Source organism: Kovacikia sp. CALU 1929 (assembly GCF_056784235.1).
The window spans coordinates 104,949-119,902 of sequence record NZ_JBXBCF010000083.1; the positions used below are offsets into that span (position 1 = coordinate 104,949).

General features: G+C 48.5%; 15 protein-coding genes and 1 pseudogene. 5 read left to right on the forward strand and 11 right to left on the reverse strand.

Annotation, left to right across the window (positions count from 1 at the left end):
* Positions 1–68: 68 nt before the first annotated feature.
* The 6 genes and pseudogenes from AC1S52_RS22500 to AC1S52_RS22525 all read right to left on the reverse strand — a co-directional run bounded on the left by AC1S52_RS22500 (position 69) and on the right by AC1S52_RS22525 (position 4,361).
* The gene (locus AC1S52_RS22500; RefSeq protein WP_482031283.1) at positions 69–728 is read right to left on the reverse strand and encodes an HAS-barrel domain-containing protein; all 660 of its coding nucleotides are present in this window, start codon (positions 726–728) and stop codon (positions 69–71) included.
* A 95-nt stretch (positions 729–823) separates the two neighbouring features.
* Positions 824–1,018 (reverse strand): annotated as a pseudogene (locus tag AC1S52_RS22505) (NAD(P)H dehydrogenase subunit NdhS); the annotation flags it as partial.
* 154 nt (positions 1,019–1,172) lie between these two features.
* Positions 1,173–2,435, reverse strand: coding sequence for a rod shape-determining protein RodA (gene rodA / locus AC1S52_RS22510; protein WP_482031284.1), 1,263 nt, complete (start codon positions 2,433–2,435; stop codon positions 1,173–1,175).
* 163 nt (positions 2,436–2,598) lie between these two features.
* Positions 2,599–3,672 carry an Mrp/NBP35 family ATP-binding protein gene (locus AC1S52_RS22515; RefSeq protein ID WP_482031285.1) on the reverse strand — a complete coding sequence of 358 codons (1,074 nt, stop codon included), beginning with the start codon at positions 3,670–3,672 and terminating at the stop codon, positions 2,599–2,601.
* A 14-nt stretch (positions 3,673–3,686) separates the two neighbouring features.
* Complete coding sequence (locus AC1S52_RS22520; protein WP_482031286.1) at positions 3,687–3,839, reverse strand: hypothetical protein; 153 nt, start codon at positions 3,837–3,839, stop codon at positions 3,687–3,689.
* Between the two features lie 3 nt (positions 3,840–3,842).
* Positions 3,843–4,361, reverse strand: coding sequence for an SRPBCC family protein (locus AC1S52_RS22525; RefSeq protein ID WP_482031287.1), 519 nt, complete (start codon positions 4,359–4,361; stop codon positions 3,843–3,845).
* 363 nt (positions 4,362–4,724) lie between these two features.
* On the opposite strand from AC1S52_RS22525, the gene AC1S52_RS22530 reads away from it, so the two are divergent.
* Complete coding sequence (locus AC1S52_RS22530) at positions 4,725–4,946, forward strand: hypothetical protein (protein WP_482031288.1); 222 nt, start codon at positions 4,725–4,727, stop codon at positions 4,944–4,946.
* Positions 4,947–5,155: 209 nt separating this feature from the next.
* The gene (locus AC1S52_RS22535) at positions 5,156–7,267 is read left to right on the forward strand and encodes a family 10 glycosylhydrolase (RefSeq protein ID WP_482031289.1); all 2,112 of its coding nucleotides are present in this window, start codon (positions 5,156–5,158) and stop codon (positions 7,265–7,267) included.
* On the opposite strand, the gene AC1S52_RS22540 is transcribed toward AC1S52_RS22535, so the two are convergent.
* Positions 7,194–7,916: a phosphoribosylanthranilate isomerase gene (locus AC1S52_RS22540; RefSeq protein ID WP_482031290.1), complete on the reverse strand. Its 723-nt coding sequence runs from the start codon at positions 7,914–7,916 to the stop codon at positions 7,194–7,196. The genes AC1S52_RS22535 and AC1S52_RS22540 overlap by 74 nt on opposite strands.
* A gap of 188 nt (positions 7,917–8,104) precedes the next feature.
* Between AC1S52_RS22540 and psaK the strand changes: the two genes are divergently transcribed.
* Positions 8,105–8,368, forward strand: coding sequence for a photosystem I reaction center subunit PsaK (psaK, locus tag AC1S52_RS22545; protein WP_482031291.1), 264 nt, complete (start codon positions 8,105–8,107; stop codon positions 8,366–8,368).
* A gap of 169 nt (positions 8,369–8,537) precedes the next feature.
* On the forward strand, positions 8,538–8,678 hold the full coding sequence (locus AC1S52_RS22550; RefSeq protein WP_482031292.1) for a hypothetical protein: 141 nt from the start codon (positions 8,538–8,540) through the stop codon (positions 8,676–8,678).
* Positions 8,679–8,863: 185 nt separating this feature from the next.
* Here the strand turns inward: AC1S52_RS22550 and AC1S52_RS22555 are convergent, their stop codons facing one another.
* The 4 genes from AC1S52_RS22555 to AC1S52_RS22570 form a co-directional block, all read right to left on the reverse strand.
* Positions 8,864–9,829, reverse strand: coding sequence for a GDP-L-fucose synthase family protein (locus AC1S52_RS22555; protein WP_482031293.1), 966 nt, complete (start codon positions 9,827–9,829; stop codon positions 8,864–8,866).
* 162 nt (positions 9,830–9,991) lie between these two features.
* Positions 9,992–10,837, reverse strand: coding sequence for a hypothetical protein (locus tag AC1S52_RS22560; protein WP_482031294.1), 846 nt, complete (start codon positions 10,835–10,837; stop codon positions 9,992–9,994).
* Positions 10,838–11,708: 871 nt separating this feature from the next.
* The gene (locus tag AC1S52_RS22565) at positions 11,709–12,491 is read right to left on the reverse strand and encodes an NYN domain-containing protein (RefSeq protein WP_482031295.1); all 783 of its coding nucleotides are present in this window, start codon (positions 12,489–12,491) and stop codon (positions 11,709–11,711) included.
* Between the two features lie 376 nt (positions 12,492–12,867).
* Entirely contained in the window at positions 12,868–13,836 is a 969-nt protein-coding gene (locus tag AC1S52_RS22570; protein ID WP_482031296.1) for a YsnF/AvaK domain-containing protein, read from the reverse strand.
* Positions 13,837–14,032: 196 nt separating this feature from the next.
* Between AC1S52_RS22570 and AC1S52_RS22575 the strand changes: the two genes are divergently transcribed.
* Complete coding sequence (locus AC1S52_RS22575) at positions 14,033–14,950, forward strand: PRC-barrel domain-containing protein (RefSeq protein ID WP_482031297.1); 918 nt, start codon at positions 14,033–14,035, stop codon at positions 14,948–14,950.
* Positions 14,951–14,954: the final 4 nt, after the last annotated feature.

The window sequence follows — 14,954 nt, forward strand, 5'->3', positions numbered from 1 at the left end:
ACTCTATTTCTGTAACACACCTGGAGCCGATTAGACAGAACGCCCAGCTTTCATCAGAACAGTCATACCTAAATATGGATTTGATTCAGGATCATGCGCAGGCGATCGTAATCGTCCTTCAGCAGCAAACTCAAGGTTCGCCCAGCCTGCACCAACCAGCTCCGCTCCGCTCGTCGTAGGTAATAAATTTCCCGAATCGTCGCTGCCACCAACGCATCCACAGGGACACCACCCATTTGCAGCAAAGTCCGCAAAAAATCTAGCTTTTCGGTGAACCAAATGATTTCTTCGGGATCACAGTGGTAAACCGCCTGGTGAACCTGGGGTGGACGGGGTGGTAAGTGCTGATAGGTAACTGAACTACCACCCTCTCCAGAGTCTGACGGCAGTTGAAACCCCACGATCGCCGCCCGAAACTCTGTCTTCAGCATCGCAAAAATCTGTGGCTGTTGTTCCCGTAGCTCCTGCAATGACAGCCCCAACGCCCGTGCCCGGTGAACCGAGTCAATCGGGCTGGTGGTGGCATAGTAGACAACCGCATAGATCTGGTTCCTGGATTCTTCATCAACTGCTTTGACCCAGCTACCAAAGGGTGGCATCACCGGAAAGCTCAAATCCTCAGGCTCCAAACATTGTGCCAGAAACTCTGTGGTAGCCGTTTCAATCACCTCAGCAATGTGATTGGGCTGGCGCTGGTGACTTGAAAACTGCGGCAGAGGAAGACGCATAAAATATTGAGTTCTAGAGAATGGGTTTTGAGTTGATTTAATTCATATGTTCTAATTCATAACTCAAAACCACCGCTTTAAACTCCAAAAACTTCCTATTTTCCCTTCTTTTTGCCAGCGGTCACATCCACCTCTACCAGCTCTGACAAACGAAAAGTCACCAGCTTATCCCAGTTTCCTCCCTCAAACAACACCGCAGCTTTGCCATCACTGACGCGCTGCACTAACCCCTGAAAGGCATAGTAAGTATCTTGTGGGTTAGTCACACGGACGGCTGAACCTGGAAGAATCATAAATTTCTTACCCCTTGATGTTCATTCATTAGCTTACAAGCAGTGGGTGGAAGTTGAGAGTTGAGAGTTGAGAATTATCAATTAACGATTAAGAATTGTTGAGCAATGGATTTCGGTTGATTTTCTTCTCCCCTCTACCCTTCACTCCCAACTAGTCCTTAAAGCTCAACCGCTGGCGAAAATTTGCTACCGACTGCACCAGCCCGATCGCCAGAAAGTTCATCAGCAGAGCCGATCGCCCATAACTAAGCCACGGCAACGGAATTCCAGTGACGGGAGATAAGCCAATCGTCATCCCAATATTGACCACGGTCTGAAACACCACCATCGACAGAACCCCGATCGCAATTAGGGACCCAAAATTGTCTCTGGCATTTTGGGCAATGATGACCAGACGCAAGCAGACCAACCAGAATGCCAGCAGTAACAAAAAACCACCAACAAAGCCAAATTCTTCTCCGATCGCAGCAAAAATGAAGTCTGTATGCTGCTCCGGGATGAAATTCAGTTGGGTCTGAGTTCCCTGGTGCAATCCTTTGCCCCAAAGCCCCCCTGCACCGATGGCAATCCGTGACTGGATCAAATGGTATCCCCCGCCCAGAGGATCTTGATCGGGATTCAAAAACATTGTCAACCGCTCTTTTTGATAGTCCTTTAACAAGCCCCAGAGCAAATGACCCAGTGCGCCAGAGATCAAATTAATCACAACCGCTGCAAAAGTTCCAACCCGATACCAGGGAAGGCTGTGCCATGCCACGATCCCAATCACCGCTACCCACACAAACCAGACGGGCAGAAAAATATTGAACAGAATGGCAGATAGAAAGGGTGAGAGCATTAACAGCAGCCAACCTGGATTAGCATTTCCCCAATAGAGCATCCCCAGGGTGATGGCACCAAACACCAGTGAGGTGCCCAGGTTCGGCTCCAGAAAGATCAAAATCCACGGGACTGCCGTTATTCCTAAGGTTTTCAGCAGAACCGGAATTTTTGAGGCGGGACGTTCGCTTAACAACGCGGCAATGGTAATAATGAGTCCAAGCTTGGCAAACTCAGACGGTTGCAGATTGAACCCAAAAATAGGAATCCAGCGCTGTGCCCCTAATTCTTCACGTCCAAAGAACATGACCGCCAGGAGAGACAAATTGGTGATGCCGTAAATAATCCACCGCCAACGGAGCAAATTGTCATAGCGCCAACGGGCAATCATTAGCGACATAATCAAGCCAACCGTCCCCGTAATCCAGTGTTGCCGCCAGTCTGTCCAACCCTGATTTAACTCCACGCTGCGGATCATGAGACCGCCAAAAATGGTTAAACCAATGGGGAGGATAAATAACCACCAGTCTATGTTTTGCCAGGGTTGTACGAGAGACTTCCAGCGGATTTGCCGGAACGATTTTTGCAGGAGCATGGGGAAGAGGGTTGAGAGTTAGAGAGTTTTGAGTTTTGTGTTTTGAATCAGAGGTTTTGAGGGGGGGATGGGCTGAATTCATCCCACACCCAATACTCAACAATTCTTAACTTATAACTTTATAACGGATGAATTCCTCTGATGAATTCCTCACTCTTAACGCTCAACTCGCCAGCGCGGCGATTGAGACTTTTGCAGCAATTTGTTGGGCAATTTGAGTTAGAGCTTTGGCTGAGGCAGATTCGGGGTCAGCCAGGACAATGGGCACGCCGCGATCGCCACCCTGGCGCAGGGAAATTTCTAGGGGTACACAGCCCAGTAAAGGAATTTGCAACTCCTGGGCTGCCTTTTGTCCGCCGTTGGAGCCAAAAATGTCATATTGCTTCTCTGGCAAATCGGGAGGAATGAAATAGCTCATGTTTTCCACAATCCCCAGGACTGAAACCCCAAGCTGCTGGAACATCTTTAAGCCCCGGCGAGAGTCCAACAGAGCAACGGTCTGAGGCGTAGTGACGATCACGGCACCTGCCATTGGGACTGCCTGCACCATCGTTAGCTGAGCATCCCCCGTTCCTGGCGGCATATCCACAATCAAATAATCCAGTTCGCCCCAGTTTACCTGGTAGAGAAACTGCCGAATAATCCCATTTAGCATCGGACCCCGCCAGATGACGGGTTGATCGGGGTCAATCAAAAAGCCCATCGAGACGAGCTTGATACCATGATTGAACGCAGGTTCCAGGATCTCTCCCTGGGGTCCCTGTTGTACCGTCACTTTGGCATCTCCCAGCCCCAGCATGGTGGGGGCGTTTGGACCGTAAATATCGGCATCCAGTAAACCAACCTTTGAACCAGCCTGTGCCAGTGCCACCGCAACGTTAACCGCAACGGTGCTTTTGCCGACTCCACCCTTACCGCTGGAAACAGCAATGATATTTTTAATTCCGGGTACTCCGGTGCGATCGGGCACTGACTTTTGCTGCGGCGTTTCAGCGGTCACATCCACAACGACTTCCTCTACTCCAGGCAGGGTCTTCACTGCCCGTTCACAATCTTCAACAATAAACTGACGCAGAGGACAGGCAGGGGTTGTCAAAACCAGGGTAAAACTGACCCGCCGATCCGCGATCGCAATGTTGCGGATCATATTCAACTCCACCAAACTTTTGCGAAGTTCAGGGTCTTGGACGGGCTTTAGAACTTCCAGAACAGACGTAGTATCAAGAACTTGGGGCATTTTTCCAACCCTGGCTACGGACAGGAACGTAACGTTTCTTTAGCCATCTTACCGTTAGGGTGGATCGGATTAGGATGGGGGATGGAATCACTCCGCACCATCGTCAACCGGGCGACGCGATCAATAAACCCGCCCCTCACCCAATCTTCCAACGGATTGATTTCCATTCCTTAACAATCAAAACAATCAAAATAACCAGACTTGCCTGGTTTTAATCCGGCATCGGCTTGCTCAGTGGCATGCACCAGCTCAGAGGCAACCCGCGCAGCATAGGGACGAATCAGGGACCAGAACAGGGGTGACAACCAACCCCGCAACGTCACTGAATAGGAGACATAAGCACCACAAACTGTAGATTTAATCTGATAGGTGACCTGTTCTTCCAACCCTGGCATGACGAGAATACGCACGCTTAATAGCTCTCCGGGACGTACCCGTTCCACAAAAATTTGAATTGGGATCGGAATCATCCGAGTCACTGCCTGATAAATCAACCCTGGCTGGACGACCAAACCCCTGGGCACGTTAGTACTTTCCAGCAGCGGATGCCAGGATACATCTGCCAGATCTACCAGTTTTTTCCACAAATCATCGACGGATGCAGAACTGAGTGTCTGGTAGGTTCTTGCCAGTGAACACTGAAACCAGCGCCGCTTTCGATGAATCAGTTGGGAGAAAAAGCCAAACATCCCGACCTCACACGTGAACCTGAACAGGGATCTCCTAATCGTACCTGAGATTTTATGGGTTTGTTGATCCTCCGGCGGAAACTGTGCCCCCAGCCCTTTCCCCTTGCAGGATCCACCCATCCACCCATCTACCATCCACACGCCATTGTGGTTGACTCATCTAAAAATCGCTGCAAGGGCTATCCCAAAAGCCTCAGCCGCTAAAGCCCCGCATCCAACCCAGGAAGTAAGTTTTCGGATAGGCTTTTAACTAAGGTTCCTCTGCTTCTATGTTGCCCTTCTCTCTGTTTGGCAAATGTTCGGCGATCGCCCAGTTGAGCCGCTGACGGCGAAGCTAATCTTCTACTATCTTCTATTAGCAGCATGACCATTCGCTATCAACCTGCCCAGCCAAGCCGAAAGCCTGCTTACTGTTACTGTACAGAGTGCGACCACGCCACCATTCTTCAGCGTCAGCAGCAAAACCCCCTCCCTTTTGAGGAAGCCATGCGCGTTCATTGTGAAAGTGGTAATCGCTGTGGTCACTGCCTATATCCCCTGGAACAGTTATTTCGTGCCCACAACTGCTTTTTGGAGAACTCCTAGTGGTTCATCAAAGGAACTTTGCCTGATAATCTAAACCCAGAAAAACCAATTTGTGGGGTTTTGCAGGGTTGCAAACCCTGCAAGATCTGCCTGGCAGATTACTAGTAAAGCTTGGCGTAAATCTGGCTACTATATTTACCACCTGACCCCTGACCCCTGGAAGACTTACCAAACTTACGCCGCAGAGTACTAGAAAACTGCTTTTGGCTATGCCGGTACTTACAGTCACTCAAAATACCGCTTTTAAGAAAACGGTTGCTCCTGCTGCAAATCTTCCACCGCAGGCAAAATTTTCCGTTTTCGCTGGGCAGTTTTTCAACGTCAGGTATGCCTTTAGAGTAGGAGAACATTGCTTTGTCGTGCTATCCCAACCCCTGGGAACGGTTGGCAAGATGGGGTATTTTTATTTACCTCATATCAAGGTTCCCCTTCAAGAACTTCGAGGTGTCTGGTTAACCAACATTGACAGTGAGGTTCTTTATTCCCGCCAGAATCTCAGACAAGGCTTCCAATTTTTGAAAAACCTGGGATTTAATACGGTTTATCCGATGGTATGGCATGGTGGGTACACGCTCTACCCCAGCCCGATCGCCCAGTCATTCTTCGGTTCAGCCAGCACCCCAAATGCCAACTTTATTCACCGCGATTTATTGACAGAGATCCTGGAAGAAGCAAAACCCTTAAATTTGCGCGTCATCCCCTGTTTTGAATATGGTCTGATGGCTGCTCCCAACAGCCCTTTAGCTCTCCATCGTCCAGATTTGCTCACCACTGATCGCCACAACAACAAAATTTTCAATGGCAAGGTTTGGTTAAATCCCTGCCAACCAGAAGTACAGGGATTTCTAGCCGCTTTGATTGCCGATGTTGCTGAAAGATACGAGATTGATGGGATTCAACTGGACGACAATTTTGCTTTTCCAACTGTACTGGGATACGACTCATTTTGCCAAAGGTTGTATCAACAGGAAAATCAGGGAAAACCAATGCCTCAAGCTCCTGAAGATCCACAGCGACAACAATGGGGCATTGCTAAATTAACCACTTTATTGCAACGGATTGTGGGGAGTGTCAAATCTAAGCGGGATTGTGTGATCTCCCTATCTCCTAATCCCTGGGCATTTTCTCGCAGAAATTACCACGCGGACTGGAAGCTTTGGCAACAAATGGGATTGGTAGAAGAATTAGTGGTGCAAATCTATCGCACTGATTTCTCTGCCTTTGTGACGGAACTAGGCAAGGCAGAAGTGGCAGCGGCGCGTTCCTGTATTCCGACAGCGATCGCCATTTTGACTGGTTTAAGAACAAAACCAGTTAGTTTCAGCCAGTTCAATACCCAGATTCAGAAAACACGGGAAAGGCAATTGGCAGGAGTGGTCTGTTTTTTCTACGAAACCTTGCTCTACCAGTACCTTTCACCAACTAAAATTCCGCGCAATCTATCCGACCTGCAAACCCTATTTCCGCCAGTTCAGGAAACTCCTTTCTCAGATATTGATCATCATTGGGCAAAAGCCTGCATTGTTGCGCTGGCTGAGCGAGGTATCATGCAGGGTTACACAGATGCTAGTTTCCACCCCGATGCTGGGATGACCCGAGCCGAGTTCGCAGCCCTCATGTATAGTGCCTTTCCAACGGCAACCGCGGTCCGTCAGCCAGCGATTTTTTCCGATGTGCCCCCGACTGCCTGGTTCTATCAAGCCATTCAGTGGGCAAATGAGCGAGGATTTCTTTCCGGTTATCCCGATGGCACCTTTCGCCCGAATCAGATGGCTTCTCGCTTACAGGCGATTGTAATTTTGGTCAGTACGCAATCCGTGACGAAGCCTGAGTCCCCCGATGAGTTGTTACGGTTGTACTTTGAAGATGGGGGACAAATTCCAGATTGGGCAAAAAAAGCCGTTTCTGATGCGATCGCGGCAGAGATTATTGTCAACTATCCCAATGTCCGGCAACTACGTCCCAATCAGACCATAACGCGGGGTGAGACATCTGCCCTAATCTGCCGCACATTGAAAATTTCCCATAGTGTTCCGCAGCAGTATGCCACCTGGTATTGGGGGCTTAATGAGATTACAGAAACGTTGACCATTCCGCGTGAAACCTGGAATGGTAGTGGTCGTTTGATGCGGGATATCCAGGTACGGCTGTCGGAACTGAGGCTTTATCCAGCGAATGAAATTAACGGTGCATTTAACTGGAAAACTGAGCAAGGACTGATCCAGTTTTGTAATGCTTTAAGTCTGCCTAATATGAAGACTGGTGTATTTGATCAGCCCTTTGCCCAGGCTCTAATCCATTCACCTTCGCTATCTGGTTGAACAATTGGCTGACTTTTTCCAGGTTCTTGTCACCGGGAGCATTTTCTAGACCACTGGAAAGGTCAATACCATCAGGGTTGATCTGCCCAAGGGCATCTAAAACATTATCAGGGGTCAGCCCTCCTGCCAAAAGCCACGGTAAGGGAGAGTGAAATTGACGGAGTGCTTGCCAATCTAGGGTAGTCCCCGTTCCCCCAAACAAATGGGGATGATAGGCATCTAGCAGGAATGTATCGATCGAGCCTTGATAGGGCAATGACTGTTCCAGCACTTCCACCGATTGCACTCTGATTGCTTTGATCAGTTCAACCCCAGGAAGCACTGCCCGAAGCTGTCTGCAAAATTCAACAGACTCGCTGCCGTGGAGTTGGACACCACTGAGGTTGCCGATCGCCACCACCTGACTAATTTCTGCCACGCTGGCATTAACAAACACCCCAATGCGATCGCACCTCACTGCGCCTGTTGCCAGATCCATTGGTAGCTCTGCCACAATTGCCCGGATCTGCTCTGGCAAAACATAGCGGGGAGACTGCCTTGCACAAATAAATCCCAGGGCAGAGGCTCCCATTTCCGAGATCGCCCGCCCCTGTTCAGCCTTTGTAATCCCACAAATTTTGATCCGCAGTTTCATTGATCCATTACCCATTACCCATTACTCACAAACTTCAAAACTCAAAACTTCTCCCTCAAAACTTCCCCCTCCTGCTTTGTGTATCAAAAAATAAAGCATCTTTAACTCTTAAAACAAAATGAGTCCTTGCTATCGTTCCATGTTGAGAAATCTCTATAATCCTTCTTGTTTAGATACACCTATCAAGCTTAGGAGGTGGAAGTTTGTTTTCCTCATCTCTGTTAGCAGTTGCTCGAACTGCCGCGTGGTCTCCCGCTGTAGGGGCGGTCATGATCGCCGCCTGCTTATTTGCCGTTGCGATCGGTCGTCCTGCCATTAAAAACCGTGGAGTGGGTCCTAAACTGCCTGTGGAAGCCCCCGCTCTGTTTGAGGGGTTTGGCGTTCCTGAACTTTTGGCGACGCTTGCATTTGGGCACATCCTTGGAGCCGGACTCATCCTGGGACTCAGCAACGCTGGTATTCTATAGCGATTCTTTCCTGGCTTTAAGAAAGGATTTCATAGGAATCTTTTTGAGTGCATGTCACCTTTGTACCGTCACCCTAAATCTCTCTCCTTGGGGAGAGGGACTTTGAATCCTGCCCCCTTCTCCCTGGGGAGAAGGGTTGGGGATGAGGGTAAATCAGGAACTTACAAAAATGACATGCTCCCAATCCTTTCTTAAAGCCGATCCGGAAAGCCCTAACGGGCAAATGGGTTCTTTTCAGAAATATATTGCTTCAATCAATACGTCTGTTCCCAAAGCCGATAAACTGCGATCGCCCAATAAGCGTTGCTGATTTTAGGTATGAATCAAAAGTTGTATGAATTGGAACGAGGTTTCAATTCATACTGCTATTCAGCACCCCGTTCTTAAATCTCCACCATAGAGCACTGGAATCGAATTGGAATGATAGTGCTTCGGGTTCAAGCTTATAGACTGGCGCAGGGATCGAGTTGCCTGCTGGTTCACCTCATGCGCCTTCTACCCATCCACCCCTGACTCAGCCTGTTGCCGATACCACTCAATCGTCTTTTTCAACCCTTCCCTGAATTCAGTCTGGGCAACAAAACCAAATCCTTGTTTGGCTCGTTCGATATCGAGGCAGCGTCGAGGTTGTCCATTGGGTTTGTCGGTTTCCCAGACAATTTCCCCCGCAAAGCCCATCAATTCGCTGATTACATTCACCAGGTCTTTAATGGTGATTTCATAGCCAGTTCCCAGGTTGACGGGTTCCGGGTCGCTGTAGAATTGGGTGCCCATGACGATTCCACGAGCGGCATCTTCGACATACAAAAACTCACGACTGGGACTGCCATCACCCCAGACGGGAAGCTGTTTATCGCCACGTTGCTGCGCTTCATACACTTTGCGGATCAGTGCCGGAATTACATGGGAACTGTTGGGGTTAAAGTTGTCCTCGGGTCCATACAGGTTGACAGGCAGCAGATAAATTCCATCAAAGTTGTACTGTTGGCGATAGGACTGGAGTTGAACCAGTAGGGCTTTCTTGGCAATGCCATAGGGCGCATTGGTTTCTTCCGGGTAGCCGTTCCACAGATCCTCTTCTTTGAAGGGAACGGGGGTGAACTTAGGATAGGCGCAGATGGTGCCGACACAGACAAATTTCTTGACTCCGGCTTCGTAGGCAGCGTGGATCAGTTGGGTGCCCATCATCAAGTTGTCATAGAACAGTTCAGCAGGCTTTTCGCGGTTCAAGCCGATGCCGCCAACGTGTGCCGCCAGGTGAACGACTACATCCTGCTGATCTACGGCTTGTTGACAATTTTCCATCACACGCAGATCGCAGTCGCGCGATCGCGGCACCGTAATCTTGTCCACTTCTGCCCCAGCAAGACACAGTTGACGCACCACCTCTTTTCCCAAAAAACCGGAACCACCCGTTACCAGGATGCGCTGACCTTTAAGATTAAATTCGGTTTCAGTCATGCTTTGTCACCTTGCTTGCATTTACATCCGTTCTACACTGTAGCCAAGTGGGCGGTTGAGGTCAAAAAACTGCCTAAAGTACTGGTTTTCGCAAGGATCAATTAACCTGCGGGCAGAGGAAGCGATCGCGCTATGCTTCAATCCTGAGGATGCCCCCCGCACTCAGCGCCCTATGCAGTCTTGTAGCTTAATGGCATTCATGTTGCTGTCAAACCCCTGGAAGCAACCCACTAAGGTGGCACGTTGATTAGTCTCTAAGGCGGCAACGATGGCATCTTGATTTTTCGCCATCGTACACAGAACCATCATTTGATTCATTTTCTCGGTTGAGGGGTTACCCAAGGTGGGTTGACCGCTATCGAATGACACTGTATATGAACCACTACTCTCTGTTATGCCGAGTACTTTTCCATTAACCCGGAAAGTTTTGCCGATAAAGTTCAATTTCAGGCGGGCAGGATTATCCGCGGACTCCTTGACCTGTTTAGCCAGTGTGGTTGCATCGATCTCAACTGCCGTAGAATCATCCTTTACTGGCAGGGCAGCCGTCGTATCAGCTTTGGGCAATAATTGATTTAACGCATTACACAAGTGTTTTTTCACCGTCTCCCTGTTTGCAGCGACACCACTCGGCAGAGTAAAGACCATCTCGACGTTTAACAGAGTACCGTCCGTAGTTGCAAACACATCAATCGGCAAAGCACGCTGAAGTAGGGTTGCGGGATTTTCAGCTTTCATCACCCCGCTACTGACATCAGTGCTAATGGTTCTAATCCCATCACGAGCCAAAATTGGGCGTAATTGGGAAAACGCTTTCTCTACGGTTCCCCCTTCAATCTGGACTCGTGCTGCAAAGGCAGTCCCGTTGAAAAAGTCACCTTTTTTCTGAAAGCTTTCCTCACAAGTGGAGGCTATAGCGGGACTGGCTAAACCCATGAAAGCTAAAGTTAAGACAAGCGATCGCATATTAATTGCGTTATAAGAATGAAAATTTGTCAAAACTAGCATGAACGAGGAGTCAGCGGTTTGGCAAGGGACATCAAGGTACAATTGATTGAAAATTTAAAAAGGACTGTATTTGCACTCAAACTTGCCGATAACTGAGCAAACTCCTGAAAACCAGAACAATCCTAATCTGGTCAAAATTTCTCTGCCAGACCACTAGCCTCAATTTCAAAGAAGCCTGATCATGGGCAATTAGACGTGGCAATTCTTATCCTGCGGCAATGCGATCGCTCACGTTCAAGTGGATTCGCATTTTGTTTTGCTGCTGGAAGAACCATGAAGCCTACGACGAAGCTAAGTATATCGAAACATTAAGACGCAAAGGTTCTCCCATCACTAAACTGCTGGTGCATCACCTGATCGATGGAATGGTTTTTCTGCAAATACAGAATCAACAACAACCTAAAAAATACATCAAAATAACAACCAAGAATTGATTCTAAAAATGCAGAGAAGCATCATTCTAGAACCGATTTAAAGTCGTTTGTCCAATTCTGAATAGTTAGAGATGAACACAGAGAAAGTTTTCCAGGTTCACTTGACCCTGTCCTCCTCAGAGGCTATGTTAGCTGAGTAACGCACCGATCGCACCCCAACCTCGCTTTACCGATCGCCTCCTGAGCGTTTTCGAATGAGCGATCGCCCCTCAGCCGCTTAACCTCTGCCACGAATGAACCAGCGATCGGATGATTTTGCAACACCAGCGATCGCCCCTACTCGACCCAACCTTCGCTGACTCAATGGGTGTCACTCATCGACAAACTGTCAGTGACGACAGCCTCGAATTGATGGCAGACAGCTAACGGTAGCGCCCACCGGATGCAGATAACCTTTGCAATTTAGCCAAAATCTGGTACATTCCGGTGCAGCGCGGTTATGCTGCCCAATTAATGTTACCCAATCTGTGCTTTATGTATAGGAGTAAGCGATCACAATCAGGCAATGCTGAATGAAAACATTGATCAGCTTGCTGAACAAGAAATACAAAACCAGACGAACTTTGATGTAGTTCTACCTGCATTGTACCGATGGTCCCGTGTCTGATTAAGATATACCCAGAGAGATCTGGGGTACCCTCAGGAAGCCCTAAAATTGAATAAATGCTCTGCTGACTTCTTGATGACCATCGGTAATAATCGTTGATTGTAAGCGAGTGATAGAAGTCAGATGCCTCAGCAAGAATCGACGACGTATGGTGGGCATCCCCTGCTACTTCCACAAACATTCCCATCTGAACAAGCGCTTCTACAACAGGACGAAAGTCACGATCGCCTGATAGTAAAACAGCGCGATTCATATTCCGTCGAAATGTATGATTCATCATGTCCACTGCTAAGAGGATATCGACTTCCTTCTGACGGCGAGTTCTATTGTGAGAGCCTACGAGTGACCCGAGACGGACGTGTGTTCCTCTGGCTGAACGAATACGTGAGAACTCCGATTGCTGTTTGTTTATCCGATTCTCACAGTCAATAGCAGTCTCGCCCTGGTGAGGTAAATCATCGAGACAGTCGTAAAAGAAGCATTTTGAGGCGGAGAAGTAGGACTGTAACTCAAGTGGATCAAGCTCAGGATCTTCGCCGAACCAGTCTTGCAAAGATTTCCGATAATATTGCAGATGACCAGAATCAATAAACAGATAACAATTATTAATCATGATCGAGTGTTTACGTCATAACAATTTGATAGGCAGAGCTTTGCTGTCTAAGATCACGCATTGAAGAATTAGGCAGACAAGACACTGTCTAAAATCCTAAATTTGACATTTAGAGCAGACAAGGTTCTGCCTGAGATCCCAAAATGGAGATTTAGACAGGCAGACTCAGTATAACTATTCCCTCCAGGCTGGACGGGTCAAAATGTAAGATTATTTAATATTGAGAGGAAAAATCACTTGTAGGATTTTATGTCAAAGGCGATCGCTCCTACAGTCAGGAAATCGATCGCCTTTCGCAGTCAGTTATTTGTGAGTTGCGGAATGAAGCATGGGCAGATCATAGATTGCATATGCTTCATTCAATGAACAAGGGTTGTTAAATGCGATCGCGCCTGTCGCGTTTGCCCCTGTCATCCCTTCGATCAACGACCGGGTTACCTGGAGCATCCACATCTAACTCCTCTCGGCGAAGTTGCTCTTCGACATCCACCGTTTCACGATCTACAACCTTTTTCACATTCACATTTTCGCGGACATAGGCTTCCTTGTGAATGTCTGGAACTTCCTCATAGAGTTCCATCCGAACGGCTTCCTCTCCAAACTGAGCATCACTGGGAGCAACGGCTTTTCCAGCATCGACTGGAGTGTTGCGTTCTACAACGACTCGTTCACTTTCGATCGGAACAGAAGCTCTGGCGGTTTCCGTCTCAACATGTTTGCCGACTCCAATCTCACCAACCTTCTCGCGGTGCTTGTCAGCAACCAACCGTTCTTCATGCAGGCGAACAGTTGCATCTCTGTCAGAAGCGATGCCTGGAGTGGTGCCTTCAGAAGTGCGGCGGTCCCTATCGGTGAAGGTATTTTCAACCCTTTCCCAAGCATCCCTGGTGGCATGTTTTGCCTGCTCCCAGGCAAGACCTGCTCCACCCCGATTGCGCTCATAATCGCTTCTTAATTCTGGCTCAACCTCTGTGTAGGTTCTACCTGTGCCCGCATGGCGACTATATCCCTCATAGCCAGTTCGGTAGGCAGGTTCGTAGTCCTCATACTTGCGACCCTTTTCCGCATAGGGGCGAGAAGTATAGTTGTCGCGCCAGTATTCCTCTTCAACAGTTGGATTAATCTGTTCAGCGGCATTTTTACCGACCAGACCCCCGGCTACTGCGCCAACTATACCGCCGATCGCAGCCCCAATTGGACCACCCACAGCACCACCCACGGCGGCACCCACGGCTCCGGCACCCGCTGCACCAATTCCCGTACCCACAGGATGGGCACCGGGTTCGCCAGTCAAGGGATCTGGATTTGAATCTTTCGGATCAAATGGTTTCTTGTTATCAACCATAAAAATGTCCTCTCAGTAAGTCATTTGCCTATGCCTAACCTTAGCGATGCAATGACATCAATTCGTCTTCAAAAAGAATGAGGATTTGAAAAGAATAATCTACTCTCAGCAGTCTTCCATACGAGGGATGAGGAGTCGTGCGTAAGTTTCTACCGTTGAGTTAAAGGAAAGCTGATTTTTTTGAGGAAGGAGCAAGATGGCTCTCTATCGAGTTAGCAAATTTAATTCTGGCGATCAAAATAGCTTTGATCATCTTCCGGTTAAAAACTTCGAGGTTATTAGCGATCGCAATGAAAGAGTTGGCAGAGTGTTCGATGCCCTGCTGGATCAAAATGGGCATTTACGCTACTTAGTGATTGAACTGGGTACCTGGGCAACTGGAAAGCTGGTTCTCCTTCCGATTGGGCTTTCTGATGTTGATCCGCAGAGCCAGTTTATCTATGCCAGAGGCTTGAGCCGGGAACTGGTCGCGGCTCTGCCTGTTTACCATCCCGATAGGGCAGTGGATTACTCCCAGGAAGAACAGGTGAGACAAATTTATCGCTCCCATTTAGCTGCTATTCCGCCCTTAGACCCCTCTGCTCCGCTACCAGGTTACGGAACCTCTCAACCCACACCGATGACTTCATCGGGCATGGCTCAAACCTCCAATCCACCTCCTATCCCAGCACCCCCTATCCCGGTTGCCAGTGTCCCCTACACGGCTGACACCTACACCTATCAGCAAGACGCGGATTTCTACGGAGTCAACGAGCAAAGTCATCAACCTTTCCTGCAATATCAAGAGCAACTGAGAATCCGAAACCAATCCAATCCCCAGGTTGTTTCTGGTTCCTCAAACATTGTGGAAGAAGAAACAATTCCGCTGAAGGAAGAGCGTTTGATGGTCGATCTCCACAGGCGGAAAGTCGGTGAGGTAATTGTTCGGAAAGAGATTGAGACTGAAATTATTGAAGTTCCTGTACAACGCGAAAAACTGATTGTCGAACAAGTGGGCGATAATCCGAAACTGCTTGCAGAAATCGATTTAGCCGAAGGAGAAATCGATAATCCCGAACTCAGACGCAGAAATAACATTGAATTACCCAATTTGCCAAAACCAAACTCTCCTTAAAGCG